31 protein-coding genes are annotated in these 24,991 nt (G+C 73.2%); 7 read left to right on the forward strand and 24 right to left on the reverse strand.

Annotation, left to right across the window (positions count from 1 at the left end; translation table 11 throughout):
• Window positions 1–6 precede the first annotated feature (6 nt).
• The 8 genes from tatA to SHK17_RS08030 form a co-directional block, all read right to left on the reverse strand.
• Window positions 7–330 carry a twin-arginine translocase TatA/TatE family subunit gene (tatA, locus tag SHK17_RS07995; RefSeq protein ID WP_322921685.1) on the reverse strand — a complete coding sequence of 108 codons (324 nt, stop codon included), beginning with the start codon at window positions 328–330 and terminating at the stop codon, window positions 7–9.
• Window positions 327–671 (reverse strand): twin-arginine translocase TatA/TatE family subunit, encoded by a 345-nt coding sequence (locus tag SHK17_RS08000; protein WP_322921686.1) that lies wholly within the window; start codon window positions 669–671, stop codon window positions 327–329. Before SHK17_RS08000 ends, tatA begins: the two co-directional genes overlap by 4 nt.
• 66 nt (window positions 672–737) lie before the next feature.
• On the reverse strand, window positions 738–914 hold the full coding sequence (locus tag SHK17_RS08005) for a hypothetical protein (protein WP_172273465.1): 177 nt from the start codon (window positions 912–914) through the stop codon (window positions 738–740).
• Window positions 911–1,828, reverse strand: a complete 918-nt coding sequence (locus tag SHK17_RS08010) for a ferritin-like domain-containing protein (RefSeq protein ID WP_172273462.1) — start codon at window positions 1,826–1,828, stop codon at window positions 911–913. Before SHK17_RS08010 ends, SHK17_RS08005 begins: the two co-directional genes overlap by 4 nt.
• 132 nt (window positions 1,829–1,960) lie before the next feature.
• Window positions 1,961–2,251, reverse strand: coding sequence for a hypothetical protein (locus SHK17_RS08015; protein WP_322921687.1), 291 nt, complete (start codon window positions 2,249–2,251; stop codon window positions 1,961–1,963).
• Between the two features lie 93 nt (window positions 2,252–2,344).
• On the reverse strand, window positions 2,345–2,755 hold the full coding sequence (locus SHK17_RS08020) for a hypothetical protein (protein WP_322921688.1): 411 nt from the start codon (window positions 2,753–2,755) through the stop codon (window positions 2,345–2,347).
• 104 nt (window positions 2,756–2,859) lie between these two features.
• Complete coding sequence (locus SHK17_RS08025) at window positions 2,860–4,899, reverse strand: PhoX family protein (RefSeq protein ID WP_322921689.1); 2,040 nt, start codon at window positions 4,897–4,899, stop codon at window positions 2,860–2,862.
• Between the two features lie 125 nt (window positions 4,900–5,024).
• The gene (locus SHK17_RS08030) at window positions 5,025–6,356 is read right to left on the reverse strand and encodes an endonuclease/exonuclease/phosphatase family protein (protein WP_322921690.1); all 1,332 of its coding nucleotides are present in this window, start codon (window positions 6,354–6,356) and stop codon (window positions 5,025–5,027) included.
• A 264-nt stretch (window positions 6,357–6,620) separates the two neighbouring features.
• Between SHK17_RS08030 and SHK17_RS08035 the strand changes: the two genes are divergently transcribed.
• The gene (locus SHK17_RS08035; protein ID WP_172273450.1) at window positions 6,621–7,235 is read left to right on the forward strand and encodes a hypothetical protein; all 615 of its coding nucleotides are present in this window, start codon (window positions 6,621–6,623) and stop codon (window positions 7,233–7,235) included.
• Between the two features lie 10 nt (window positions 7,236–7,245).
• Complete coding sequence (locus SHK17_RS08040; RefSeq protein WP_172273447.1) at window positions 7,246–7,911, forward strand: GOLPH3/VPS74 family protein; 666 nt, start codon at window positions 7,246–7,248, stop codon at window positions 7,909–7,911.
• Window positions 7,912–8,000: 89 nt separating this feature from the next.
• On the opposite strand, the gene SHK17_RS08045 is transcribed toward SHK17_RS08040, so the two are convergent.
• Window positions 8,001–8,438 carry an Hsp20/alpha crystallin family protein gene (locus tag SHK17_RS08045; RefSeq protein WP_172273445.1) on the reverse strand — a complete coding sequence of 146 codons (438 nt, stop codon included), beginning with the start codon at window positions 8,436–8,438 and terminating at the stop codon, window positions 8,001–8,003.
• A gap of 136 nt (window positions 8,439–8,574) precedes the next feature.
• On the opposite strand from SHK17_RS08045, the gene SHK17_RS08050 reads away from it, so the two are divergent.
• Window positions 8,575–8,868, forward strand: coding sequence for a MerR family transcriptional regulator (locus SHK17_RS08050; protein ID WP_172273443.1), 294 nt, complete (start codon window positions 8,575–8,577; stop codon window positions 8,866–8,868).
• Here the strand turns inward: SHK17_RS08050 and SHK17_RS08055 are convergent.
• The gene (locus tag SHK17_RS08055; protein WP_172273441.1) at window positions 8,860–9,870 is read right to left on the reverse strand and encodes a 5'-3' exonuclease; all 1,011 of its coding nucleotides are present in this window, start codon (window positions 9,868–9,870) and stop codon (window positions 8,860–8,862) included. The genes SHK17_RS08050 and SHK17_RS08055 overlap by 9 nt on opposite strands.
• Window positions 9,871–9,947: 77 nt before the next feature.
• Here SHK17_RS08055 and SHK17_RS08060 point away from each other — a divergent pair, with 77 nt between their 5' ends.
• Window positions 9,948–10,271 carry a putative quinol monooxygenase gene (locus tag SHK17_RS08060; protein WP_322921692.1) on the forward strand — a complete coding sequence of 108 codons (324 nt, stop codon included), beginning with the start codon at window positions 9,948–9,950 and terminating at the stop codon, window positions 10,269–10,271.
• 30 nt (window positions 10,272–10,301) lie between these two features.
• Here SHK17_RS08060 and SHK17_RS08065 read toward each other — a convergent pair whose 3' ends face one another.
• Window positions 10,302–10,985, reverse strand: coding sequence for an AMIN-like domain-containing (lipo)protein (locus tag SHK17_RS08065; protein WP_322921693.1), 684 nt, complete (start codon window positions 10,983–10,985; stop codon window positions 10,302–10,304).
• Window positions 10,982–11,959: a zinc-binding dehydrogenase gene (locus SHK17_RS08070; protein ID WP_322921694.1), complete on the reverse strand. Its 978-nt coding sequence runs from the start codon at window positions 11,957–11,959 to the stop codon at window positions 10,982–10,984. Before SHK17_RS08070 ends, SHK17_RS08065 begins: the two co-directional genes overlap by 4 nt.
• A gap of 50 nt (window positions 11,960–12,009) precedes the next feature.
• On the opposite strand from SHK17_RS08070, the gene SHK17_RS08075 reads away from it, so the two are divergent.
• Window positions 12,010–12,381 carry a DUF2256 and DUF3253 domain-containing protein gene (locus SHK17_RS08075; RefSeq protein WP_172273433.1) on the forward strand — a complete coding sequence of 124 codons (372 nt, stop codon included), beginning with the start codon at window positions 12,010–12,012 and terminating at the stop codon, window positions 12,379–12,381.
• A 15-nt stretch (window positions 12,382–12,396) separates the two neighbouring features.
• On the opposite strand, the gene SHK17_RS08080 is transcribed toward SHK17_RS08075, so the two are convergent.
• Window positions 12,397–13,227, reverse strand: coding sequence for an ABC transporter permease (locus SHK17_RS08080; RefSeq protein WP_322921695.1), 831 nt, complete (start codon window positions 13,225–13,227; stop codon window positions 12,397–12,399).
• Window positions 13,224–14,099, reverse strand: coding sequence for an ABC transporter ATP-binding protein (locus SHK17_RS08085; RefSeq protein WP_322921696.1), 876 nt, complete (start codon window positions 14,097–14,099; stop codon window positions 13,224–13,226). Before SHK17_RS08085 ends, SHK17_RS08080 begins: the two co-directional genes overlap by 4 nt.
• Before the next feature lie 92 nt (window positions 14,100–14,191).
• On the opposite strand from SHK17_RS08085, the gene SHK17_RS08090 reads away from it, so the two are divergent.
• The gene (locus tag SHK17_RS08090) at window positions 14,192–14,941 is read left to right on the forward strand and encodes a TetR/AcrR family transcriptional regulator (RefSeq protein ID WP_322921697.1); all 750 of its coding nucleotides are present in this window, start codon (window positions 14,192–14,194) and stop codon (window positions 14,939–14,941) included.
• Window positions 14,942–14,990: 49 nt separating this feature from the next.
• Here SHK17_RS08090 and SHK17_RS08095 read toward each other — a convergent pair whose 3' ends face one another.
• The 3 genes from SHK17_RS08095 to wrbA all read right to left on the reverse strand — a co-directional run bounded on the left by SHK17_RS08095 (window position 14,991) and on the right by wrbA (window position 16,221).
• On the reverse strand, window positions 14,991–15,209 hold the full coding sequence (locus tag SHK17_RS08095; protein WP_322921698.1) for a hypothetical protein: 219 nt from the start codon (window positions 15,207–15,209) through the stop codon (window positions 14,991–14,993).
• A gap of 103 nt (window positions 15,210–15,312) precedes the next feature.
• On the reverse strand, window positions 15,313–15,603 hold the full coding sequence (locus SHK17_RS08100) for a hypothetical protein (protein ID WP_172273423.1): 291 nt from the start codon (window positions 15,601–15,603) through the stop codon (window positions 15,313–15,315).
• A gap of 27 nt (window positions 15,604–15,630) precedes the next feature.
• Window positions 15,631–16,221 (reverse strand): NAD(P)H:quinone oxidoreductase, encoded by a 591-nt coding sequence (gene wrbA / locus SHK17_RS08105; RefSeq protein ID WP_172273421.1) that lies wholly within the window; start codon window positions 16,219–16,221, stop codon window positions 15,631–15,633.
• 58 nt (window positions 16,222–16,279) lie between these two features.
• Here wrbA and SHK17_RS08110 point away from each other — a divergent pair, with 58 nt between their 5' ends.
• Window positions 16,280–17,890 carry an amidohydrolase gene (locus SHK17_RS08110; protein ID WP_322921699.1) on the forward strand — a complete coding sequence of 537 codons (1,611 nt, stop codon included), beginning with the start codon at window positions 16,280–16,282 and terminating at the stop codon, window positions 17,888–17,890.
• A 176-nt stretch (window positions 17,891–18,066) separates the two neighbouring features.
• Here the strand turns inward: SHK17_RS08110 and SHK17_RS08115 are convergent, their stop codons facing one another.
• The 7 genes from SHK17_RS08115 to SHK17_RS08145 form a co-directional block, all read right to left on the reverse strand.
• Window positions 18,067–19,539: a protein adenylyltransferase SelO gene (locus SHK17_RS08115; protein WP_322921700.1), complete on the reverse strand. Its 1,473-nt coding sequence runs from the start codon at window positions 19,537–19,539 to the stop codon at window positions 18,067–18,069.
• A gap of 65 nt (window positions 19,540–19,604) precedes the next feature.
• Window positions 19,605–21,170, reverse strand: a complete 1,566-nt coding sequence (locus SHK17_RS08120) for a peptide chain release factor 3 (protein ID WP_172273417.1) — start codon at window positions 21,168–21,170, stop codon at window positions 19,605–19,607.
• 45 nt (window positions 21,171–21,215) lie between these two features.
• The gene (locus SHK17_RS08125; RefSeq protein WP_322423940.1) at window positions 21,216–21,920 is read right to left on the reverse strand and encodes a GAF and ANTAR domain-containing protein; all 705 of its coding nucleotides are present in this window, start codon (window positions 21,918–21,920) and stop codon (window positions 21,216–21,218) included.
• 101 nt (window positions 21,921–22,021) lie between these two features.
• Complete coding sequence (locus SHK17_RS08130; protein WP_322921701.1) at window positions 22,022–22,747, reverse strand: transporter substrate-binding domain-containing protein; 726 nt, start codon at window positions 22,745–22,747, stop codon at window positions 22,022–22,024.
• Between the two features lie 76 nt (window positions 22,748–22,823).
• Window positions 22,824–24,047, reverse strand: a complete 1,224-nt coding sequence (locus tag SHK17_RS08135; protein ID WP_322921702.1) for an acetyl-CoA C-acetyltransferase — start codon at window positions 24,045–24,047, stop codon at window positions 22,824–22,826.
• 10 nt (window positions 24,048–24,057) lie between these two features.
• Window positions 24,058–24,234: a hypothetical protein gene (locus SHK17_RS08140; RefSeq protein ID WP_172273409.1), complete on the reverse strand. Its 177-nt coding sequence runs from the start codon at window positions 24,232–24,234 to the stop codon at window positions 24,058–24,060.
• A 63-nt stretch (window positions 24,235–24,297) separates the two neighbouring features.
• Window positions 24,298–24,813, reverse strand: a complete 516-nt coding sequence (locus SHK17_RS08145; protein WP_322921703.1) for a hypothetical protein — start codon at window positions 24,811–24,813, stop codon at window positions 24,298–24,300.
• Window positions 24,814–24,991: the final 178 nt, after the last annotated feature.

Consider the following 24,991-nt stretch of genomic DNA (forward strand, 5'->3'; position numbering starts at 1 on the left):
CTCCCGTCAGCCGCGGGGTGCGTCGTGCTCGCGGGGCGTCTCGACGACGGGCGTCTCGACGATGACCGGCTCGGACACGGCGTGCGCGGCGCGTACGCCGTCCTGGTGGCCGACCGCGTGGTCGACCTTGTGGTCGACCTTGTGGTCGTCCTTGTGGTCGTCCATGAGTCCCTTGGTCTCGGACTTGAAGATGCGCAGCGCCTGGCCGGAGCCGCGGGCGAGCTCGGGCAGCTTGGAGGCCCCGAACAGCAGGACCAGGACGGCCAGGATGATGAGCAGCTCCATGCCGCCCAGCCCGCCGACCAGGAGGGTCGTGGTCGTGGAAGTCATGCGGTCTTCCTTTCATCGGGTGTGGCGTGGGGGACGAGCTCAGGCTGAGGCTCGAGCTCGTCGTCGTCCTCGTCCGTGTCGGCCGGGTCGTCACGCTCGGCGAGCGCTTCCTCGACCTGGCGGCGGATGAGCTCGCGCGGGTTCAGGTCGCGCAGCTCGAGGTCGGAGTACTCCTCCCCGAGGGAGGAGCGGAGGTCGTCGCGCACGGAGTCGCCCATGCGCTTGGCGGTCTTGATGCCCTGCGCCAGCTGCTTGGCGAGGCCGGGCAGCTTGTCGGGGCCCATCAGCACGACTGCGAAGAAGGCGATGACCGCGAGCTCGGGCAGTCCGATGCCGAACATGGGGTGTCCTCTCGTCGGCTCGGGGTGGCCCGGGCACCACAGGGGTGCCCGGGCCACCGGGAGCGGTCAGGCCCGGTGCCGGGGGTGCTGCTGGTGCAGCACCCGGTCGACCTCGCGGGACCAGTGGTCCGGCCGCAGCGCGGCGTGGTGCAGGGCGGGGTGCGTGGCCAGCCACGCGGCGCGGAGCACCACGAGGCCGAGCAGCAGCATCCCGACCAGCTCGATCGCCGGCACGACGATCACGCGCTCTTGTTGATGACGCCGTTGACGCCGTCGGGGAAGAACCCGCCCTTGGTGACGGACTTCGGGTTGAGGTAGACCACGTTGAGCACCTCGCCGGCCGAGCGGCTGAAGGCGATGCCGTTGCCGTCGACGGGCGTGATGTTGGCCGACGTGGCGTTGCCGATGGGCTGGTCCCGGTTGCCCTTGCCGTCCAGGCTGTCGCGGGCGTTGGAGATGGCCCGGGCAGCGTCCTGCAGGTCCTTGGAGTAGAGGGCCGAGCGGACGAGGCCGGCGTGGTAGGCCTCGACGGCCAGGATGCCCGCGGCGGCCTCCAGGTAGGTCTTGTTGGAGATCAGCGGGGCCGCGCCCTTGTAGGCCGTGACGCCGACGTCCTCGAAGAGGTAGGCCGCCAGGAGGAAGTTGTTCTCGTTGGCGAACGGGTCGAAGGTCTGGCCGGCCTGGATCAGCCCGGCCGCCGTGGCGGCCGCGGTGAAGCTGGACTGCAGGTCGATCGTGGGTCGGGCGACCTTGGCGCTGCCCAGCGCCTTGCGGAGGAACTCGACGTGGTGGAGCTCGTCCCACGCGATCTCCTTGGCGTAGTTGTAGATCGCCGGCGTCTGGAAGGGGACCTTCTTGCCGCCGACCACGCCGCCCTTCTTGCCCTTGCCCGACGTCAGCTTGTCGTCGATGCCGCGGCCGTAGAAGGCGTAGGAGTAGAACTCCGCCTCGAGGTACTCGAGGTTGAGGGCGAAGTTGAGGACCGCGCCGTCGCTGATCGCGGCGGCCTGCGCGGGCGCCGCGGTCGCGCCGCCGAGGGCTCCGGCTCCCACCATGCCGAGACCGGCGACGCCGGCCGACTTGAGGAACAGGCGGCGGTCCGTCTCGTTCTCCGCGCTCCGGTTGATCATGTCTGTGATGACTGCCTTGCCGAACATGCGTACTCCATCCAGTGGCTCTGCGCTCAAGGACGCCCAGCCTCTGGCGACCCCGCCGGGACTGTGGCCCGGCTGGTGTGACGCAGGGCATTCGGCGTGACGGGGCCCGGCGGATTGGATGGTGTGCCGAGTTCACACCCGCGCGGGTGAAGGGGAGCGCTCCGAGTCGTAGAGCCGGAAGAGCCAGTACGCCGCCACCGCGCACAGCAGGTGCCACGCGGCGTGGCCCTGCAGCACCGAGTCCGGGTCGCACCAGCCGGCGTTGCTGAGCAGCCAGATGGCGAAGGCCAGGAGCATCGCCGCGAGCGCGACCACGCCGTGGCGGAAGGCGATGACCGTGTCCCCACGACGCCAGATCCGGGTCTCGAGGACGACGGCCATGACGAGGAGGACGCCGAAGGCGAGGTTGCCGGAGTAGTGCACGACGGGGATCGGCTCGGGCCACAGACCGACGACCTCGCAGGCGGCGACGCAGGCGACGTACGCCGCCGCGAACGCCGCCGGGCCGCGGCGAGTCTAGCGCACCCACGCCCACGACGCCGCGAACCCGGCGACGAGGTACATGCTCAGCATGTCGAGGTGGCCGCCCCACTCGGTCTGGGTGGCGTGCATCGCCGCGGACGCGGGGCCGAGCAGCACGACCACGCAGGCGTAGGCGGTGGCGACCGCGGTGGGCATGACGCGTCGCGACGTGGCGCTGTCCGGCGGCCGGTGCGCGGCGCGGCCGGCGACCAGGAGCCCGGCGACGACGAAGCCGAGGTTCGACAGGGTGTTGACCGGCTGGCGGACCCAGCCGCCGTGCGGCGCCTCGCAGAAGTCGGCGCCGCGTCCGACGTCGGGGCCGAGCCAGCCGCCGCCGACGGCAAGGGCCAGCAGTGCCGTGGAGACAACGGCGACTGCGCCGGTGACCACCAGGGGACGGGTCATGGCGCGATCGTAGGGCGCCGGGGCGCGGGCCCCGGACGCACGAGGCCCCGCCGGCGGTGTCGCCGGCGGGGCCTGTGGTGTAGCGGGTGGTCAGGCGCCCTGCGTCACCGGCTGCGCGTCACCTGCACGACGGTGGGTCGCGGGCCGCTGAACTGCCCGGCAGCGGGTGCGCCGCCGGCCGGGACGAAGTCGGGGAAGCGCGACTGCGGCGCGTCCCAGGTCCCGTCCTCACCGGGGTGCTGCACGGCGACGAAGACGGAGCCGTCGCGGTCGTGGACCACGGGTCCGCACGTCTCGGCCCCCGACGGGACGGCCAGGAACTGCTGGACCCGGCCGCGCTCGGGACCCTCGACCGGCACCTTGAAGAGGCCGTCGCTGACCTTGATGGCGCTGGGCTGGCCGTCGGTCGAGACCCAGAGGTTGCCCTCGCTGTCGAAGGCGACGTTGTCGGGGCAGGAGATCGGGGAGACGGGCCCGGTCCAGCCGCCGAAGTAGGTGCCGGCGGAGGCCGCGTCGCCGCAGATCAGCAGCAGGTTCCAGGTGAACTGGTCGACGGTGTGGTCGCCGTCGGCCGGGATCAGCTCCACCACGTGGCCGTCCTTGTTGAGCGGGCGCGGGTTGGGCTCGGTCGGCCCCTCCTTGCCCACCTTGCCGCGGTCGGTGTTGTTGGTGCAGGCCACGTAGACCCGGCCGCTGTGCCGGCTCGGCTCGACGTCCTCGGGACGGTCCATCTTGGTGGGCTGCACGGCGTCGGCGGCCAGCCGCGTGTAGACCAGCACCTCCTCGATCGTGAAGCCGGGCACCATCGACTGGCCGTCGCGGGTGAGGGGGAGCCACTCGCCGGTGCCGTCGCTGACGCCGTCCTCAAGGCCGTCACCGGTGAACCGGGCCACCGACAGGTCGCCCTCGCTGAGCAGGCGCAGGTTGTGGCGGCGGGCCCACCAGCTGTTGCCCGGACGGATCCGGTCGCGGGACACGAAGCGGTAGAGGTAGTCGAAGCGCTCGTCGTCGCCCATGTAGGCCACCACGCGGCCGTCGCGGTTGACGATGACGTTGGCGCCCTCGTGCTTGAAGCGACCCATCGCGGTGTGCTTCACGGGCGTGGAGGTCGGGTCGGTCGGGTCGACCTCGACGATCCAGCCGAACCGGTTGGGCTCGTGGACGAAGTCGGGGGAGGTCGCGTCCCAGCGCGGGTCGAGCGAGCGCCAGTTGCGGGTGTCCTGGGTCGCGGAGAGGCCGTAGCGGGCCTCCTTGGGGTCGGTGCCGGTGGCGCGGAAGTACTGGTTGAAGTTCTCCTCGCCCGACAGCACCGTGCCCCACGGCGTCGTGCCGCCCGCGCAGTTGTTGATCGTCCCGCGCACGACCCGGCCCGTCGGGTCCTCCTTGGTCGTCAGCAGCTCCGAGCCGGCGGCGGGACCGTCGACGGCGAAGGGCGTGTCGAGGGTGATCCGGCGGTTCAGCCGGGCCCCGGGGACGTACGTCCACTTCTCGCCGCGCCGGCGGCGCCTCAGCTCGACCACGGACATGCCGTGTGCCGCCCAGGCCGTGCGGATGACGGTCGCCGGGTCGGTGCCGGGCGGGAACATGATGTTCTCGTTGGTGTACTCGTGGTTGCACACGAGCAGGGCGCTGGTGCCGGAGCGGCTGGTCTCGATGATGTCGAGGTAGTCGTTGTTGTAGCCGAACTGGCCGGCCTGCGCCTCGGGGGACTGGCGGGCCTGGTCGAAGGCGGGCGCGCCGCGCAGGATCGGGTCGCCCCAGCGGAGGATCGGGTCCCAGCGGTAGCCAGCCGGCACGGTCACGGTGTCGACGGTGACCGCGGCGGGGGCGATGGCCGTGAACGGGAGGCCGTGCGCGCCACCGCCGTGGCCGTTCCCGTGCCCGTGGCCGCCACCCTTGCCGGGCTTCGCGGCGGCGGGGAGCGCCGGCACCGCGGTGAGGGCGGCGACGGCCACACCCGTGCCGACCACGGAGCGGCGGCTCAGCGCCTGGGCGGCGACGTCGCGGAAGTAGGACGTCTCGGTGGTGTTGGGGGCGGCCAGGGAGCAGGCGTCACCGCAGCGGAGGTGGCAGGTGACCGCGCTCCGGTTGCCGTGCGTCTGGCCGGCCATCGGGAGCAGGGTCGGGCTCGTGCGAAGAGTCATGGGGGGACTTTCCGAGGAGAGGTGATCGGACGCCCCGACTCTGGTCATCCCGGTCGCCGCGCGGAGGGCGGGGAGGTGGACGGTCGGTGAACAGCGGTCGGCCGCTCCGCGAAGCGGCTGCGGGGTCAGCGGCGGTGTGGGCCGCGCAGCCGTACGTCGACCCAGACCAGGCGGTGGTCGCTCGCCGGGAACGGGTAGACGCCCACCAGGCGGCTGAAGAGCGGGTCGCTGGTCGGCAGCCAGTAGACGCCGGCGCCGCGGACCTGGAGCGTACGGCTGGGCAGGACGTAGTCGGCGCGGAGGTTGCCCGGCCCCCTGCCGACGACGTCGTCGAAGTCGGCGGTGTCCTCGGCGTCCGGGCCGGTGTGCGTCAGGTTGGCGCCGGCCTGGAGCCGGGCCTGCTCGACGGCGCCCGTGGACGTCGGGTGCGGGTCCTGGACGCGCGGGTGGTCGAGGAGCTGGTTGATCGCCTCGTCGACCGAGTCGCCGTCGTAGGGGTCGGCGTTCTGGTCTCCGGCAATCACGAAGTGCCGGTGGCGCTCGAGGCCGCCGCGCCGGCCCTCGTCGTCGTAGATGTAGCCGGCCTGCCGGCCACCGCTGACGTAGTCGGCCCAGAAGCGGATCTCGTCGTGGTTGCGCGTGCCGTTGCGGTCCTCGGTGTCGTCGAAGGTCGGCGGCGTCGGGTGCGAGACGAGGAAGTGCACGGGCTCGCGACCCGGCACCCGGATCGGCACGTCCCAGTGCGACTTCGACGAGAGCCGGAAGACGTCGAGCTCGGCGGGGGAGTACCAGTCCCGCGGCGCGGGCGTGGCGGGGTCGTCCGGGAGCAGCGCCCCGGGCATGTCCTTCCAGAGGAAGTCCTGGAAGGTGCGGACGTCGTCCGAGGCGATCGGGTACTTGGAGTAGACGACCATCCCGTACTGGCCGGGGAACGTGCCGAAGCCGTACGCGTCGTTGCCGCCCTCGACGGTCCCGCTGTTGTCGAGGTCGAGGCCGCTCGGGACGCCGGTGTTGACCGGGGCGACGAAGTAATAGGGGTAGTCGACCGGTGCGGCGCCGTTGTGGCCGACCTCGAGGTAGTTCTCGCGGAACAGCTCGGCCGCCACGCCGCCCTCGACGTAGTCGAACTCGTTGATCAGCAGCACGTCGGGGTCGGTGCGCTGGATCGTCTCCGCCACGGCGGCGGCCTGCGGGTCGTCGGGCGACGAGAGGTCGCTGACGAGCTCGCCCGCGGTCAGGCGGTTGAGCGAGGCGTTGAAGGTCGAGAAGCGGAGCTCGGCGTGCTTCGGGCCATGTCCGTTCCCGTGGCCGTGTCCGTGGCCGCCTCCGTGGCTGTGTCCTCCTCGTGGGCCGCCGGCGGGTCCGGCGGCGGTGGCCGGGACGGCGAGCGCGCCGATCGCGAGGGCGGTGGTGGTGGCCGCGGCGGCCAGGGGCACGAGGGAGGGGCGGGTGCGCATGGGGAGGACCTTCCGAGTGGGGGTCCGGCCAACCTACGACGGGTCGCGAGGGGCCGGGAAGGCGCCGGGGGAGGCGTTGGCGGAGGTCTCACCTCGTGTTCAGCGGATGGTCACCTGGCGCCTGCGGTCGTGGGTCCGCGAGGCTCCTCGCGACGAGGATCGCGGAAGATCCGAGCCATCTGGTGACCCGGATCTTCCGCGATCCGCCGGCGGTCCCCGGATATCCGGTGACTCCAGAGGCCGGACCCCTGAGATGCTGGCGCCGTGATCCCCAGCCCTCGCCGTACGGCGCTGCTCCTGGTCGGCTGCGTCGTGCTGGGCACGGGCGTGGCGATGCTGCTGGCGGCCGACCTCGGCTCCGACGGCTACTCGACGTTCGTCAACGGCCTCTCCCTCTCGAGCGGGATCGACTTCTGGATCGTCAACCTCGTCGTCGGGGTGCTGCTGGTCGCGCTCGCGGCCCTGCGGGGCGTCCGCCCGGGCGTCGGCACGGTGGTGCAGGTCGTGCTGGTCGGTGTGACGGTCTCGGTGGTGCTCGACCTGCTGGCGACGCCCGACGACCTGGTGTGGCGCTGCGTGCTGCTCGCGGCGGCGTTCCCGGTGCTCGCGGTCGGCATCGCGACCTACCTCGGCAGCCACACCGGGGCGGGGCCGGCCGAGGCCGCGGCGCTCGCCTGGGACCCGCCGGTGCCCTTCAAGTGGACCTACAGCATCGTGCAGGGCGGGGGTGCGCTGGGCGGCTGGCTGCTGGGTGCGACGGTCGGCGTGGGCACGCTCGCGGTGATCCTGCTCCTCGGTCCCGCGGTGGAGCTGACGGCCCGGATCCTGTCCCTCGAGATCCACCAGGAGACGGATCCCGCACGCGAGGACGCTGCCTAGGCTGGTCGGCATGCTGATCGCCGAAGAACTGTTCCTGCTCCTGCGTCGCGACGACGGCAAGGCCGAGAGCGCCACCGCGCAGAACGGCTACGGGCTCGCCGCCGCGGTCGTCACCGACCTCGTGCTGGCCGAGCGCATCACGCTCAGCGACGACAAGGACCCGCGGATGACCGTGACGGCGCCCCACCCGACCGGCCACCCCGTGCTCGACGCGGCGCTCGAGCGCCTTTGCGACCGCGACGGGAAGAAGCTGTCGTCGCTGGTCACCGACGGCAGGCTCGCCGCCGTGGAGCCGGTGGCGCTCGCGCTCCGCGACGCGGGGGTCGTCGACATCGAGGAGAAGCGGGCGCTCGGGCTGGTGCCGGCGAAGTACCCGGTGCGTGACCCCGAGCCCGAGCGGCGCGTGCGCGAGCGCCTGCGGACCGTGCTGGCGGGTGGTACGCCGCAGCCGGCGGACGCCACGCTGCTGGCGATCCTGCAGGGGCTGGGCATCGCAGCGAAGGTGCTCGAGGACGAGGCGGGCGGCCTCGGTCGCAAGGAGCTGAAGGCCCGGATCGAGGACGTCGCCACCCATGTGCAGGCAGGGACGGCGGTGGCGCGGGCGGTCGAGGCCATGAACACCGCGATCATGACCGCAGCGATCGTGCCCGTCATCATCTCGACGACCGGGAGCTGAGCCCGGGGCCGGGCTCGAGCCGCCCCGGACGTGCGTCGTGGGGCCGCAGCACACTGCGCAAGGGCTGCGACCCCACGACGGGAAGTGGGTCAGGCGGTCAGCTCGGCCGGCTCGCCGGAGCGGTCGGAGCCGTGCTGGGCGATCTCGATCTTGCGGGGCTTGGCCTTCTCCGCGACCGGCACGACCAGGCGCAGCACGCCGTCGGCGTACGCCGCCTCGATGCGGTCGAGGTCGAGGTTGTCGCCGAGCACGAGCTGGCGGCTGAAGGCACCCCTCGGGCGCTCCGAGGCGAGCGCCTCCCAGTCGCCGTTGCGGGCGACGCGCTCGGCGCGCACGGTCAGCACGTTGCGCTCGACGTCGAGGTCGATGCTGTCGCGGCTCACGCCGGGCAGGTCGAACTCGATGACGAAGCGGTCACCCTCGCGCCAGGCGTCCATCGGCATCACGGCCGGACGGTTGGTCGTGCCGAGCAGCTGCTGGGTCAGGCGGTCGAGGTCACGGAACGGGTCGGTCGTGCGAAGCAACATCGTCTCCTCCTTGGGTCAGCCGGGTGGTCCTCGCGGATCCACGACCTGTATTGCTGGATACAGGTTTGTTATAGCGCCGGCGTGAGGCATGATCAAGTCCTCAGCAGGATTTTCTGGTCGCGGCGGAGGAGGTCGGATGACGAGCAGCGACGACGGCGTCTACGCCATCTCGGTGGCCGCCTCCATGGTGTCGATGGAGATCCAGAACCTCCGCGTCTACGAGCGCCGCGGGCTCCTGACCCCGGGCCGGACCGCCGGCGGCACGCGCCTCTACAGCGCCGACGACGTCGAGCGGCTGGAGCGGATCCGCGACCTGCTGGCCGAGGGGCTCAACCTCGCGGGCATCGCCCGGGTGCTGGAGCTCGAGGACGAGGTGTCAGCGCTCCGCGGCGAGCTCGGCGAGCGACCCGACGCCGCGGAGTCAGCCTGACGCCGGACGGCTCGTCAGCACCCGGACGGCGAAGTCGGTGGTGAAGTCGTTGTCGAGGAACCCGACCACGCGGGTAACCCGGTCCAGGTCGAGGGGCAGCAGCCCGCGCGACCCCGGGACGTCGGGCGTGAGCCCGAGGTCGAGGTCGTGCCGCCCCGACATCATCTCGACGTTGAAGTCGTAGCGCTCGCGCGCGCCGGGCGCGGTGAGGCGGCGTACGACGGTCGCGCCGACGCGACGGCCGCCGGTCTCGGCCGACCAGTCGTCGAGGGCGTCGAGCAGCGCGTGCCCGCCGTTGTGGTCGATGTCGGCCCAGGCCGCGTCCATCGACCCGGCAACGTCGAGCAGGATCGCCGCCGTCTTCTCGCCGATCCCCTGGACGCCGGGCAGGTTGTCGCTGGAGTCGCCGCGGAGGGCGGCGAAGGCGAGGTAGTTGGCCGCACGGACGCCGTACATGTTGAACAAGCGCGCCGGGTTGAGCATGGGCGAGCCGTGGATGCCGCCGTCGATGAGCCGCAGCACCTGCGTGTGCGGACTGATGTGCGCGAAGGCGTCGCGGTCGGAGGTGATGATCACGCAGTCCCACCCGTGGGCCTCGGCCCACGTCGCGCCCGAGGCGTTGACGTCGTCGGCCTCGAGGCCCGGTGGCGTCAGCGTCGCCAGGCCGAGGGCGTCGAGGAGGGCGCCCGCGCGGTCGAGCTGGTCGACGAGCTCGGGGTCCTTCTCGGCGCGGCCGGCCTTGTAGTCGGGATAGGCCTCCCGGCGCACCGAGCCGGTGCGGTCGTCGAGGCCGAACAGGACGGCGTCGGGAGCGATCGTGTCGATCGACTCGAGGATCTGGCGCAGCATGCCCTGCAGGGCCCAGATCGGCCGGCCGTGGCGGTCCCGGAGGCCGGTGTGCGCCCGGGCGTGGTGGTTGCGGTGCAGCAGCGATGGTGCGTCGACGACCAGCAGCAGCCTGCGGGGGCGGGAGGCGGCTCGGGTCAGGGCGGGTCCGGTCATGGCGATCAGCCGTAGCCTAGGGGGTCCCTCACCGGGTCCGACCGGTCCCGACCCCCGCACCCCAGGGAGAGCACGCCTTGATCTTCATCACCGCCAAGTTCGCCGTCCGCCCCGAGCACGCCGACGCGTGGCCCGAGCTGTCCCGGTCGTTCACCGAGGCCACCCGCGCCGAGGAGGGCTGCCTGTGGTTCGACTGGTCGCGCAGCCTGGACGACCCCGACGAGTACGTCCTCGTGGAGGCGTTCCGCGACGGCGACGCGGGTGCGGCGCACGTCGGCTCCGAGCACTTCAGGGCGGCGCAGGCCGAGCTGCCGCGCTACCTCGCCGCGACGCCGCGGATCGTCAGCCAGGAGGTCGACCAGGACGGCTGGTCGGAGCTGGGCGAGATGAAGGTCGACTGACCCGTCCACGGCGGCGGTCCGGCGGGACCGTCAGTCGGACACGTCGAGGACGTCGACGACCAGGCGCGGCGGGTCGGCGAGGCCGAACACGCGGAAGGGCCGCTCGTCCCCCTCGAGCCCGACGAGCACCTGCGTGTAGCCCTCGGACCAGCCGATGACGTGGACGTCGGCGATGTCGCCGGCCGGCCCGAGGCGTCGCGGGACCTCGAAGGAGCCCTCCTCGGGCAGGCCCGTCCCCGACGCGCTGACGTTGAGGACGCGATCGCCGCCGAGCGCGACCGCCTCACCGCTGCCCTCGGCGCGGGCACGCTCGACGTGGTTCACGCCCCAACCCGGGGTGCCGGTGCCGCTGAACTCGAGCACCATCCGGTCGAAGCCGTCGTGGTCGCCGAGTCGTACGTCCTCGAGCTGGAGGTCCCACTCGCCGGAGGGCCGGGCGTCCTGCGCGTCGCCGGGCGGCCCGAAGGGCGGACCCTCCGGCGCCGTGGACGGCGACGTGGACGGCGAGGTGGCCTCGGTCGACGGCGACGGTTCCGCCGATGTCGGCGTGCCCGGGTCTGCGGGCTGCGCCGGCGCGGACCGCTCGTCCGCCGGGCCGGTCGGCGGGCTGCCGGCGGAGCTCGCCGCGGAGCCGTCGCCCGCGCCGGTCCCGCAGGCCGCCAGCAGGAGTGCGCCGAGCGTCGCCGACAGTGCCGCGCGGAGTCGTGGGGTCACGGTCGCAGCAGGACCTTGCCGCGGCGTCCCGGCTCGGCGCTGGCCCGCGCGGCGTCGGCGATCTCGTCGAGGCCGAAGACCTCCTCCACCGGCAGCGTCAGCGCGCCGGAGCCGATGCCGGAGACGAGCTCGCCCATCAGCGCGGCGCGCTTCTCCCGCGACATGGCGGCGAAGACCCTGCTGCCCCAGAAGCCCTTGATCGTGACCTGCTTGAAGATGACGTCCCCCGAGCCGATCTCGAGGGTCGGCGAGGCCATCGCGCCGAAGACCACCAGCACGCCGTCGTCGGCGAGCAGGGAGACGACGTCGCCCGCGGCGCTGCCGCCGACCGAGTCGACCCCTGCCACGACCGACGAGTCGCCGACGACGTCACGGACCCGGTCGCGCCACCCGTCGTCGTCGGTGGCGACCACGCGCTCGATGCCCTGCTCGCGCAGCTCCTCGACGCCGGCGGAGCGACGCACGAGCCCGAGCACGTGGACCCCGCGGGCGGCGGCGAGCTGGGCGACCAGGCGGCCGACCGCGCCGTTGGCGGCGTTCTGGACGATCCAGTCGCCCTCGGAGAGGTCGAGGAGGTCCAGCAGCGCGATCGCGCTGAACGGCATCGAGACGAGCTGGCAGGCGGCCTCGTCGCCGATCCCGTCGGGCACCGGCACCAGGCCGGCCGCCGGGGCCACGATGAGCTCGGCCCAGGCGCCGAAGCTGCCTCCGGTCGCCACCCGCTGGCCGACGGCGAGGTGCTCGACGCCCTCGCCCAGGGCCTCGACGACGCCGACGGCCTCGGTGCCAGCACGGGCGGGCATCTCCGGCTTGAAGCCGTAGCTGCCGCGCACGGTCCAGAGGTCGTGGTTGTGGATGGGGGAGAGCAGGACCCGCACGAGCGCCTGTCCCGGGCCGGGCTCGGGGTCCGGGACCTCCTGGACCGAGAGGACCCGGGCGGGGTCACCGAACTGGGGCTGGACGAGTGCACGCATGCCGCCAGTCAAACAGGTGGGCGCGCGGACCGGCGAGGCAGACTGGGGGCATGCCGCCGGAGCCGAAGACCTGCCAGTCCTGCGGGCGCACCATCGAGTGGCGCAAGAAGTGGGAGCGCGACTGGGACCAGGTGCGCTACTGCTCGACGTCGTGCCGCAAGCGTGGGGTGAGCGACGTCGACCGACGGCTGGAGGAGGCGATCACCGACCTGTTGGCCCAGCGCGCCGCGTCGGCGACGATCTGTCCGTCCGAGGCGGCCCGGCAGGTGGGCGGCGACGGTGACGCGTGGCGCGAGCTGATGGAGCCCGCCCGGCGGGCCGCCCGGCGCATGGTCGACCGCGGAGAGGTCGAGATCACCCAGGGTGGTCGGGTGGTCGACCCCTCCACGGCCAAGGGCCCGATCCGGATCAGGCGGCGTTAGCGGCCCGCCGGAGCCTCAGGCGCCGAGTCGGCGGAAGGCGCGGACCGACAGCGGGACGAACACCGCCGTCAGCACGGCCGGCCAGGCGACCGCGAGGAGCAGGGCATGGTCGGCCAGCAGGCCCTCGGTGATCCCGCTCGGGTTGCCGAACAGCTCCCGGCACGCGGCGGCGGTGGCCGACACCGGGTTGAGGTCGGCGACGACGCCGAGCCACCCCGGCATCGTCTCGGGCGGGACGATGACGCCGGAGAGGAAGCCGATCGGCCAGACCAGCACCTGCACGGCCACCATCGCGCCCTCGGACCGGAACGCGAGCCCGAGGAAGATGCCCAGCCACAGCACCGCGAAGCGCAGCCACAGCAGCAGGCCGACGGCGACGAACGCGTCGACCAGGCTGCCCGAGACGCTCCAGCCGATGAGCAACCCGCCGCCCATCAGCACGGCCAGCTGGACCGCCGAGTTGAGCAGGTCGGCCAGCGCCCGGCCGAGCGGGACCGCCACCCCGCTCATCGGCAGCGAGCGGAAGCGGTCCATGACGCCGCGGCGGGAGTCGGTCGCCATCGCGGCCATCGTGCTCTCGACGCCGAACATCATCGACAGCGCGAGCATCCCCGGCAGCAGGTAGGCGAGGTAGTCACCGCCGCCCGGCAGCGCCACGGCACCACCGAAGAGGTAGCCGAAGACGAGGACCAGCATCACCGAGAACGCCATCCCGAAGACGGGCGTCCACGGGTCGCGGAGCCAGTGCCGCAGGTCACGACCGGTGACCAGCCAGCTCTCCCGGGCGGTGCTGGCGAGCGTGCGGGTGGGGGAGGTCTGGGTGGGAGAGGTGCGGATGGTGCTCATCGGGCGGCTCCTTCGGTGGCGGTGACGGTGTCCGCGACGGTGTCTGTCTCGGTGAGGTGGAGGAAGACCTCGTCCAGGGTGGGTTGGCGTACGTCGACCTCGACGCCGGTGATGCCGGCGCGGGCCAGCGACTCCCGGGCCGCACCGGCGTCGGCGCCGATCGGCAGGGTCAGCACGGGCTGGTCGCCCCCGAGCCGGCTCTTGAGCTCCGTCGGCGTCCCCTCGGCGACGACCCGACCGTCGCGCAGCACCGTGATGCGGTCGGCGAGGCGGTCGGCCTCCTCCATGTGCTGCGTCGTGAGCAGGACCGTGGTGCCCTCCGCGACGACCTCGCGCACCATGTCCCACACGTCGGCGCGGGCCCGCGGGTCGAGTCCGGTCGTCGGCTCGTCGAGGAAGAGCAGGACCGGACGCAGCACCAGGCCGGTGGCGATGTCGAGGCGGCGCCGCATGCCGCCGGAGTAGGTGGAGACCGGGCGGTCGGCGGCCTCGGTCAGGCCGAACCGCTCGAGCAGCTCCTCCGCACGGGCGCGGGCGGGCGCGTGGTGGAGGCCGTGCAGGCGGGCGAAGAGCACGAGGTTCTCACGCCCGTGGAGCTTCTCGTCGAGCGCGGGGGACTGGCCGACGAGGCCGACCGCCCGGCGGACGCCGGCCGGGTCGGTGCGCACGTCGCGCCCGGCCACGCTCACCTCGCCCTCGCCGATGCGGGTCAGGGTGGCACTGGTGCGCACCAAGGTGGTCTTGCCGGCGCCGTTGGGCCCGAGCAGGGCGTGCACGTGGCCGTGCTGCACGGTGAGGTCGACGCCGTCGAGCGCCACCGTCGAGCCGTAGGTCTTGCGCAGTCCGCGGATGGTCAGGGGAGCAGTGGACATCTCGTCCTCCTTGTTTCGTACGCTGTACGACGATGAACGCGCGGAGCCTAGCATTTGTTCCGTACGTTGTACGAGGTAGTTAGGATGGCCGGGTGACCGACCCCACCGCCGACCGTGCCCTGCCGCTCCTGTGGCGCGGGTCGGGCGCCGAGGGCGCGGCCCCGCGACGAGGCCCGCGCCCCAAGGTGTCGATCGACGACGTGGTCGACGCCGGGATCGAGGTCGCCGACGCCGCGGGCCTCGACACGCTGTCCATGCGCGGGCTCGCCCAGCGCCTCGGGATCGGCGCCATGACGGTCTACACCTACGTGCCCGGACGCGACGAGCTGATCGTGCTGATGACCGACCAGGTGCTGGGGCGGACCGAGCGACCGGCGCACCCCGACGACACGCGGCGGCGGCTGGAGGCGGTCGCCGAGGCGGCGTACGCCGAGTACTCCGCCCACCCGTGGCTGCTCGAGGTCGCCGGCCTGCGGGCCTGGCTGGGCCCGCACGCCGCCGACCGCTACGAGTGGCAGCTCACCGCGGTCGAGGGCCTCGGGCTCGACGACCTCGAGATGGACCGGACCGTCGCGCTGCTGGACGGCTGCGCCTCGTCCGCGGTCCGGGCCCGCCAGGAGGTCCGGCTGGCCGAGCGGAGCTCCGGTCTGACCGAGCTCCAGTGGTGGGAGGCCAACTACGACCTGCTGGGCGAGCTGATGGCCGGGCGGAGCTATCCGCTGGCCGGCCGGGTGGGCACGGCGGCCGGGGAGGCCTACCAGGCGGCGAGCGACCCCGAGGGCCAGTTCCGCTTCTCCCTCGACCGGATCGTCGACGGCCTGCTGGTGCTCCTCGACCGATGAGCGACGGGTGGGTGGCGGCCCGCGTCGCCACCCGGGTCGCCGCCTGTGGTCACCGGGGGAGGGGGAGACCGTGCTCGATGATCTCGAAGGCGTCCGCGGCAGCGACGAAGTCCACGTCGAGCGGGTAGCCCGCGATCAGCAGCCCTCGCTCGAGCGCCTTGCCGGCCTCGGTCTCGTCGAGGCCGTGGAGATCCGTGAGGACGGTGCGGAGCTCGTTCGTCCACACCGGGCCCAGGGCAGGCAGGCCGAACGAGGGGGTCTTGCCCATGTGGGTCCTTCCGGAGCTGGTGGTCGCCCATCGCCCAGTATGCCCCGGGCCGGAGCATGCAGCAGCACGGCCCGGCCACCGCGACCCCTCGCCGGTGGGGCACTCACTCCTCGAAGAGCCGGTCCTCGGCCTCGCTCGAGGTGACCTCCAGCCTCAGGGCCAGCACCTGCTGCGGTGGCAGCCCGAGGCGGGACATGATGACCTGGACCTGCGGCAGCACCCAGCTGTAGGACTGCAGGGCGACGCGGTCGGCCTCGGTCCGCACGCGCACCCAGACCACGGGGTCACCCGCCCGATCGGGCAGCCAGTGCGCCTCGAGCACGCCGGCCGGGGCGAGCGAGGCCACGACCGGCAGCATCGCCGCGTCCGCGGCCCGTCGCAGCTCCTCGCTCACCCCCGCCACGCTAGCGGGTGCAGCGGCTCAGGACTCGAGCCTCTTCGCCACGTCGAGGACCCGCGTCACGAGGTGGTCGAGGGCGGTGTTGGCGGTGTCGTCGACCCCGCCCTGGCCCGTGACGACGCCGACGCCGTAGGGGTTGCCGTCGTTGAACTTGGTCTGGTCGGTGTAGCCGGGCGGCACGATGATCCCGCCGAAGTGGGCGAAGGTCGTGAGCATGGCCAGGATCGTCGTCTCCTGGCCCCCGTGCAGGGTCTGGCTGGAGGTGAAGGACGCGTAGACCTTGTCCGCCAGCCGGCCCTCCTGCCAGAGGGGTCCCAGGGTGTCGATGAAGGACTGGAGCTGGCTGGTGACGTGGCCGTAGCGGGTGCCGGAGCCCATGATCACGGCGTCGGCCCAGTCGAGGTCCTCGGGCTCGGCGACGGGCTGGTCGGCCACCGAGGCGGCGTGGGCCGCCCAGGCCTCGACGCCCTGCACGACCTCGTCGGGGGCGGTCTCGCGGACCCGGCGGAGGCGGACCTCGGCGCCGCGGGCCTCGGCGGTCTCGGCCATCCGTGTCGCCATCGTGTGAGCGGTGCCGTAGCTGGAGTAGTAGACGATCGCTAGCTTGGTCATACCTTGGACGCTAGCCGGGGACCGGTGGGCGGTCCCCGTCCGGGAGGGTGGGAGCGACGTGCGCACGACGGTCTTCACGAACGCAGCCGTCTTCGACGGGACGTCCTACCGCGGCCGCGTCGGCGATGTCGTGGTGGACGCCGGCCGGGTCGTCGCGGTCGGACCGGACCTCGCGCCCGCCGGGGCGGCGGTCGTCGACGTCGCCGGAGGCCTGCTGCTGCCCGGCTTCACCGACGCCCACGTCCATCCCGTGCAGGGCGGGCTCGAACGCCTCGGCTGCGACCTGAGCGGGCTCCCGGCCGACGCCGCCGCCTACGTGGCGCACGTCGCCGCCCATGCCGCCGCGCACCCGGACGAGGAGTGGGTGCAGGGCGGCGGCTGGGCGATGGCAGCCTTCCCGGGCGGGCTCCCGACCGCCTCCGCCCTCGACGAGGCGGTCGGGCCGCGGCCCGTGGCCCTGGCCAACCGCGACCACCACGGCATGTGGGTCAGCTCCCGGGCCCTCGAGCTGGCCGGCATCACTGCGGCGACCGCGGACCCCGCCGACGGCCGCATCGAGCGGGACGAGCACGGGCAGCCGACCGGGATGTTCCACGAGGGCGCCATGGACCTGCTGGCGGGTGTCCTGCCACCGGCGGACGACGCGCAGCTCCGCGCCGCCCTCCTCGAGGGCCAGCGGCACCTCCACTCGCTCGGCGTCACCGGCTGGCAGGACGCGATCATCGGGGCGTACTCCGGCATGCGCGACGCCGGACCGACGTACGCCCGCGCGGCGGCGGGCGGCGACCTCACCGGCTCGGTGGTCGGGGCGCTCTGGTGGGACCGCGAGCGCGGCGCCGAGCAGGTGGCGGAGCTGGTGGCGCGGCGCGAGGCGTACTCGGTCGGCCGGTTCGCCGCGACGGCGGTGAAGATCATGCAGGACGGCGTGGCGGAGAACGGCACGGCGGCGCTCGTCGAGCCCTACCTCGACCGGTGCGGCCACCCCACGCGCAACACCGGCATCTCGTTCGTCGACCCCCGCGAGCTGCGCGGGCACGTGGCAGCGCTCGACGCACACGGGTTCCAGGTCCACGTCCACGGCCTCGGTGACCGGGCGGTGCGCGAGGCGCTCGACGCGCTCGAGGGCACCGACCCCGGGCGGCGGCACCACGTCGCACACCTGCAGCTGGTCCACCCGGCCGACGTCCCGCGCTTCGGGGCGCTCGGGGTGGCGGCCAACATCCAGGCGCTCTGGGCCTGTCACGACGACCAGATGACCGAGCTCACCATCCCGTTCCTCGGCGAGGAACGCGCCGCTCGTCAGTACCCCTTCGCCGACCTGCACGCCGCCGGCGCGCGGCTCGTCGCCGGAAGCGACTGGCCGGTGAGCACCCCCGACCCGCTGGCGGCGATCCACACCGCCGTGCACCGGACGTCGTACGACGAGCCGGGTCCCGCCGGCACGGACCCGTTCCACCCGGAGCAGGCGCTCGACGTCGAGGTGGCGTTCGCGGCGTACACGAGCGGGTCGGCCTGGGTGAACCACCGCGACGACGCCGGCAGGATCGCGCCCGGCGCGGTGGCCGACCTGGTGATGCTGGACCGCGACCCGTTCACCGCACGGCACGAGATCGGTGCCGCGCGGGTCCGCTCCACCTGGATCGACGGGACGTGCGTCCACGAGGCGTGACTCGTCAGCAGGGTGTGTCCCGCGACCCCGGTGGGGTATTGCTCCGCCGACGTTGAGCAGTGGCGTCATGGACCCGCGTCCTGGAAGTGACCGACATGCGTGCCACTGGATCTCCTCCTCCCAGCCCGGTGGAGCAGGACCACCGCGCAGCCGCCGGTGACGGGCGCGCGCGGGGCTCAGGTGCCGCAGAAGGTCGTGTAGGCGCCGAAGGACTCGGGGGCGGGCAGGGCGTGCTGCTCGAGCCCCGGGCGCTCGTCGTAGGGCGAGGACACCGCCTCGAGCAGGCGCTCGAGGGGTGCGAGGTCGCCCGCCGTGGCCGCGGTCAGCGACTCCTCGACGAGGTGGTTGCGGGGGATGTAGACGGGGTTGACGCGGTCCATGGCCTCGGCGTCGGGCGACAGTGCCGACCACCGCTCCGCCCAGGCGTCGAAGCCGGCGAGGTCGAGCACGAGGCTGCGGGCCGGCTCGGCGTTCCCGCGTGCCGCCGCACCCAGGCCGCGGAAGAACGACGTGTGGTCGACGTGGTTGTCCTGCATGAGCGTGACGAGGTCCGTCACCAGCGGCGAGGCCGTCGCGTCGTCGGTGTCGGGGGACAGTCCGAGCTTGGCCCGCATGCCCGAGGACCAGGCGGTGGAGTACTGCTCCCGGAACCGGCCGAGCGACTCGGTCGCGATGGCCACGGCGTCGTCCTGCTCGTCCGCGAGGAGGGGCAGCAGGGTCTCGGCGAAGCGAGCCAGGTTCCACTCGGCGACGACCGGCTGGTTGCCGTAGGCGTAGCGCCCGCCGGTGTCGATGGAGCTGAAGACGGTGGCGGGGTCGAAGACGTCGAGGAAGGCGCACGGGCCGTAGTCGATCGTCTCGCCGGAGATGGTCGTGTTGTCGGTGTTCATCACCCCGTGCACGAAGCCGACCAGCATCCAGTGGGCCACCAGCGAGGCCTGGGCGGACACCACTGCCTCGAAAAGGGCGAGGTGCGGCTGCTCCGCCCCGGCGGCCGCCGGGTGGTGGCGGGCGATGGCGTGGTCGGCGAGGCGGCGCAGGAGGTCGAGGTCGCCGGTGGAGCGGGCGTACTGGAAGGTCCCGACGCGCAGGTGGCTGCTGGCCACGCGCGCCAGCACCGCTCCCGGGAGCACGGTCTCGCGGTGCACCTCACGCCCGGTCGCGACGACGGCGAGCGAGCGGGTGGTGGGGATGCCCAGGGCGTGCATGGCCTCGCTGACGACGTGCTCGCGCAGCATCGGACCCACGGCCGCCAGGCCGTCGCCGCCACGGGAGAACGGCGTGCGGCCCGAGCCCTTGAGGTGCAGGTCGCGCACGCGGCCGGAGCGGTCGCGCAGCTCCCCGACCAGCAGCGCCCTGCCGTCGCCGAGCCGCGGGGAGTAGCCGCCGAACTGGTGGCCGGCGTACGCCTGGGCGACGGGGGTCGCTCCCTCGGGGACGCGGGTGCCGGTCAGCAGGCCGAGGCCGTCGTCGTTCCTCAGCCACGCCGGGTCGAGACCGAGGTCCGCGGCCACCGGCTCGTTGAGCACGAGCAGCCGCGGCTGCGGCGCCTCGAGACCCTGCCACGGCATCGCGAGCTCGGGGAGCTCGCGCGCGAACTGGTCGTCCAGCGAGATGGTGGCCAGGGTCGTCGACTGTGCCTCGATCACCCCGTCGACGATACGTCGCGGACCTGAGCCGACCACCCCTCGGGGCGGGACGGGGTCGGGACCGGTCAGCTGCCGCCGGCGGGGAGGGCCTCGAGCATCACGTCGGGGTTGTCGCGCGCGGTGACCATGGCCCGCCACTGGTCCACGAACAGCGCCAGCCGCGTGCCGTCGCTGCGCTCGAGGACCTCGACGCCGCGGATGCCGGCGAGCGCCGCGGCGCCGGCGGCGTCCGTGCGCCGGGCGACCTGGTAGTCGAGCCGCGAGAACCGGATGGGGGAGTTGAACTCGTGGGTCATCCGGTCCTCGACGACCTCGAACTGCATGGGGCCGACGGCGGCGAGGACGGGGTTCTGGTCGCCGCGCAGGTCCGAGCGCAGCACCTGGACCACGCCCTCCTGGTCGAGCTGCTCGATGCCGCGACGGAACTGCTTGTAGCGACCGATGTCGCCGGCGCTGGCCGTCACGAAGTGCTCGGGCGCGAAGCTGGGGACCGGCGGGTACTCGATGGGGTCGCCGACGTAGACGGTGTCGCCGACCCGCAACGACTGCGCGTTGACGAAGCCGACGATGTCGCCCGGCTGCGCGGTCTCGACCGACGTGGTCTCGCGGCCGAAGACCGCCTGGGCGAACTTCGTCGCGAAGGGTCGCCCGGTCGTGGCGTGGGTGACGACCATGCCGCGCTCGAACGTCCCGGAGACGACCCGGGCGTAGGCCAGGCGGTCGCGGTGGGCGTTGTTCATCCCCGACTGCACCTTGAACACGAAGGCGCTGAAGTCGTCCTCGACCTTGCGGACCGAGCCGTCGACGCCCTCGGTCGGGCTCGGGTCCGGTGCCAGGTCGAGCAGCAGGTCGAGCAGCTGGGCGACACCGAAGTTCTGCAGGGCCGAGGCGAACATGACGGGGGTCGTCTCGCCGGCCAGGAAGCGCTCCTGGTCGTGGTCGGCCTCGTCGAGGGCGAGCAGCTCGTGCTCCTCGACCGCCGCCGCCCACGTGGCGGCGTCGTCCGGCTCGACCTCGTCGGGGCCCATCCGTCGCTCGGGCGCACGGGTCGCGCCGCCGGCGGTCCGGGTGTACTTCACGAACTCACCCGTGCGCCGGTCGATGACGCCGCGGAAGTCGCCCGCCTCGCCGACGGGCCAGGTGAGGGGCGTGGGCCGCAGCTTGATCTTCTCCTGGATCAGGTCCATCAGCTCGAGGGCCGAGAGCCCGGGGCGGTCCCACTTGTTGATCACGGTGATCACCGGGATGCCGCGCAGCGCGCACACCTTGAACAGCTTGAGGGTCTGCGGCTCGAGCCCCTTGCCCGCGTCGACCAGCATCACCGCGGAGTCGACCGCGGACAGCACCCTGTAGGTGTCCTCGGAGAAGTCGCTGTGGCCGGGCGTGTCGACGAGGTTGACCACGTGGTCGCGGTAGACGAACTGCAGGGCGGCGGAGGTGATCGAGATCCCGCGCGCCTTCTCCATCGCCATCCAGTCCGACACTGTGGCGCGCCGGTCGCCCTTGCCGTGCACGGCCCCGGCCTCGGTGATCACCCGAGCGTGCAGCGCGAGCGCCTCGGTCAGCGTGGACTTGCCGGCGTCGGGGTGGCTGATGACGGCGAACGTACGACGGGGACGGGTGTCGGGCACCGGGGAAACCTACCCGTCGGGGCGTGCCGACCCCCAGCCCACGGCTCAGCGATCGTCGTCACGCTCGCGGGCGACGGCGTCCTCCTTGTCCTGCACGAGCTCCTGCGCGACGAGGCGGATCTTGCGGTTGCTCGTGCTCGAGTCCCGCAGAAGGTAGTTGAACGCCGCCTCCTTGCCGATGCCGTGGCGCTCCATCAGCAACCCGATCGCCGTGCCGATGACCGTGCGGGTGCCGATGGCGGTCTTCAGCTGGTCCGCGGACTCCACGTGCCCCAGCGCGGCGCCGGCCTGGACGGCGAAGTGCTCGGCCACGCCGACCGACCCGCCGTCGATCTGCTCGGTCGTGGTCGAGTGCAGGTTGAGGCAGATGGCGCCCCGGGAGTCGCTGAAGAGCATGATGCCGAGCTGCGAGCGCAGGCCCAGGGGGAGGGCTCGCCTGATGTAGGCCGGCCACCGCTGCTCGTGGCGTGCGTCGTTGACGAGCACGACCTCGTCCAGCTTGCCGGCCTCGACGCACGGCCCGCCGCGCGCCTCGGACTGCACGCGGTCGAACTGCCGGGCGAGGTCCGTCGTCACGGCGAGCGTCTCGAGGTGGCGGTCCTCACGGATGCGGGAGACGCTGACGTGCTCGAACTCCGGGAGGCAGCGGGCCGCCTGCTCGACGATCTCCTGCAGCACGTCGGAGGACGTCCGGTGCTTGGCCATCGCCTGGGTGGCGCGCGTGAGCGGCTCCAGGGTGTCTCGTTCCATCAGTCGGGTGGCTCTCTTCGCGCACAACGCCGTGCTTCGGCAGCCACATGATGCCATTGCCACCAAGCACCAGTGCGTCGCGACGTGCCCGGTGGCGCGGCTCACGGTGCGGGTGGTGCGGCGGCCAGGCCGGGGTCCTCCCCGGCCTCGGCCAGGGCGTCGTGCACGAACCCGCTCGCCAGCAGGTCGCCGACCGTGTCGGCGACGAACCGGGCGGCCGCGTCCGTCCGGTCCCGCGGGATGCCGACGGCCTGTCGGATCTGCATGAACGCGGGCTCGAGGACGCGATGCGTCGGGTGCTGGGCGACGAACGCCACGGCCGGCTGGCGAATGCCCGCGCCGACGTCGAGGTGCTCGGCGAGGTAGACGTCGATGCCGTCGGTGCCGCGCACCACCTCGGCCTCGCGGAGGGTGCGGGTGAGGAACAGGTCGTAGGCCGACCCCTCCTTCACGCCGACGCGGGTGCCGGTGCGGTCGACCTCGCCGGCCGAGGCGGGGCCTCGGCCACGTTGGGTGACGTAGACGCCCTCGATCGCGAGGTAGGACGGGCTGAAGCGGACCTCCGCCTCCCGCGCGGGGTCGACGGCCAGGAAGGTGAGGTCCGCCTCGCCGCCCGCCATCGCGGCGTACGCCTCGCGCGCGGCGTGGAAGCAGAGGAGCTCCAGCGGCACGTCGAGGCGTGCGGCGAGCTCGCGGGCGATGGCGACCGTGACGCCGCCCGGTTCGTCGTGCGTCCCGTGGGCGAGCACCGGGTTGCCGAGGTTGATCGTGGCGCGGAGGACCCCGGTGGACGCCAGGTCGCGCACGACGTCGTCGGAGGGTCTCATCGCGACGACGTCCGGAGGTGACGACCCGGAGCCGGGGTGTCCGGCGCGGACGCAGCACAGCGACTCGTGGGGGTCGTCACTGGTGGTCCGGGACGCGCTCGAAGACCGCTGCGAGACCCTGGCCGCCGCCGATGCACATGGTCTCGAGGCCCCAGCGCGCCTCGCGGCGGCGCACCTCGTGGGCGAGGGTGGCGAGGATCCGGGCGCCGGTCGCACCGACGGGGTGGCCGAGGGAGATGCCGGACCCGTTCGGGTTGAGGCGGTCGTCGCCCGGGTCCACCTTCCACTCGCGCAGGCACGCGAGCACCTGCGCGGCGAACGCCTCGTTGAGCTCGATCACGTCGATCTCGTCGAGGGTGAGCCCGGCGCGCTCGAGGGCGGCGGCGGCCGCGGGGACCGGGCCGATGCCCATCACCTCCGGGCCGACGCCGGCGACGGCCCACGACCTCAGCGCGAGGAGGGGGCGCAGGCCGCGGCGGTCGGCTTCCTCGCGCGTGGTGACCAGGCACATGGCTGCTCCGTCGTTCTGGCCGCTGGCGTTGCCGGCGGTGACGGTCGCCCCGGGGTCGACCTTCTGGCGCACGGGCCGCAGGGCGGCGAGCTGCTCGAGGGTCGTCTCCGGTCGGGGGTGCTCGTCGCGGTCGACCACCACGTCGGGCTGTCCCCGGCGGCCCGGCACGGTGACGGGCACGAGCTCGTCGTCGAACCTGCCCGCGTCGTGGGCCGCGCCGGCCCGCTGCTGCGAGCGGACGGCGAGCTCGTCCTGCTCCTCGCGGGAGATGCCGTAGTCGCGGCGCAGGTTCTCCGCCGTCTCGAGCATCCCGCCGGGGACCGGGTGGTCCCTGCCGCCGGCGGTCTCACGAGCCCGGTCGAGCCGGTCCACCAGCTCGACGCCGCCGCTGCGGACGCCGGTGCGCAGGCCGAGGGCGTAGTGCTCGACGTTGGACATCGACTCGACGCCACCGGCCACGACCACCGTGGCGGCACCGCTGGCGACCTGCGACGCGGCGTAGAGCACGGCCTGGAGTCCGGAGCCGCAGCGGCGGTCCAGCTGAAGGCCGGGCACGCCGGTGCCGAGGCCTGCGTCGAGGGCGGCGATCCGGCCGATGGCGGGGTGCTCGCCGCTGGGGTAGGAGTGGCCGAGGACCACGTCGTCGACGTCGCCCTCGCCCAGGCCCGTACGCCGGACGAGCTCGCGCAGCGTCTGCGCGGCCAGGTCCGTGGCGGAGAGCGGGGCGAGCGCGCCGCCGAAGCGGCCCACGGGCGTGCGGACGGGCTCGCAGATCACGATGTCGACCATGGGGCCGACGCTATCCGAGCGCGCGGGCCGGCTCGGCGGGGGCGGGAAGTGCCGGCGCTGGTGCCGGCGGCTCGAGGCGCGGGGGATCGACCCGGTTCGTGTCCTTGAGGTAGATCCAGCCGACCCCGCCGTAGGTGAAGACGTTGATGCCGACGGCGGCGACGAGGAAGACGAGCGTGGCGACCACGGCGACCTCCTCGTGTCGACGACCGGGTCACCTCGAGTGCACCACTGCCGCGGGGGCGGCGCCTCACTCGTGGCGGGGGAGGGGTCCCACGTCGCTGTGGCGGCCGGGGCGCAGCCGTGCGTGCCGGAGACCCGGTCCGGGGCCGTCCTTGGCCGCGAGCGCATCGGCGACCACGCCGGTGGCGAAGGCGTACACGGCCTTGTGCAGCAGGTCCACGGCCAGCTCCTTGCGCGGCCAGGTCTGCGGAGGTGCGCCGACCCCGGTCAGGTTCTCCAGGATCTGGTCAGTGGTGAGCCGCACGACCATGAACTTGGCCGATGACACCGGACCCCGCAGCCCGGCCTGCGCCATCAGCGACCGCACCGCACCGACGAGCGCGGCCTGGCCGTAGTGCATCGTCAGGTTGAGGACCCGGTCCTTCCTCTGCTCGGGCAGACCGGTCAGCCTCGCCAGCACCCGGGCCGGGACGTACGAGTCCGGCCGCCCGGTGAGCCGCTGCTCGAGCTTCTCCCCGGCCGTCATCGCCGCGGCGCCCACCGCGCCGGCCACCAGGCCCTGCCACACCACCCGTCGGATCATGCCCAGCCGTACCCGGGTGGGCGGGGGTCATGCCGGTGGGGGGCGCTCCTCTGTGCGGCCGGTGCCGTGGTCTTCCACGTGCTGCTGCTTGGCATGCTCACCCCGGGCGGCTCGTGCCCGCGGCCGCGCGTGTCTGCTGCTGCACGGAGCGGGGCTCGCGACAGGCGAGCTCAGGCGA

Source organism: Nocardioides renjunii (genome assembly GCF_034661175.1).
In the GTDB taxonomy this organism is placed as follows: Bacteria; Actinomycetota; Actinomycetes; order Propionibacteriales; family Nocardioidaceae; genus Nocardioides; species Nocardioides renjunii.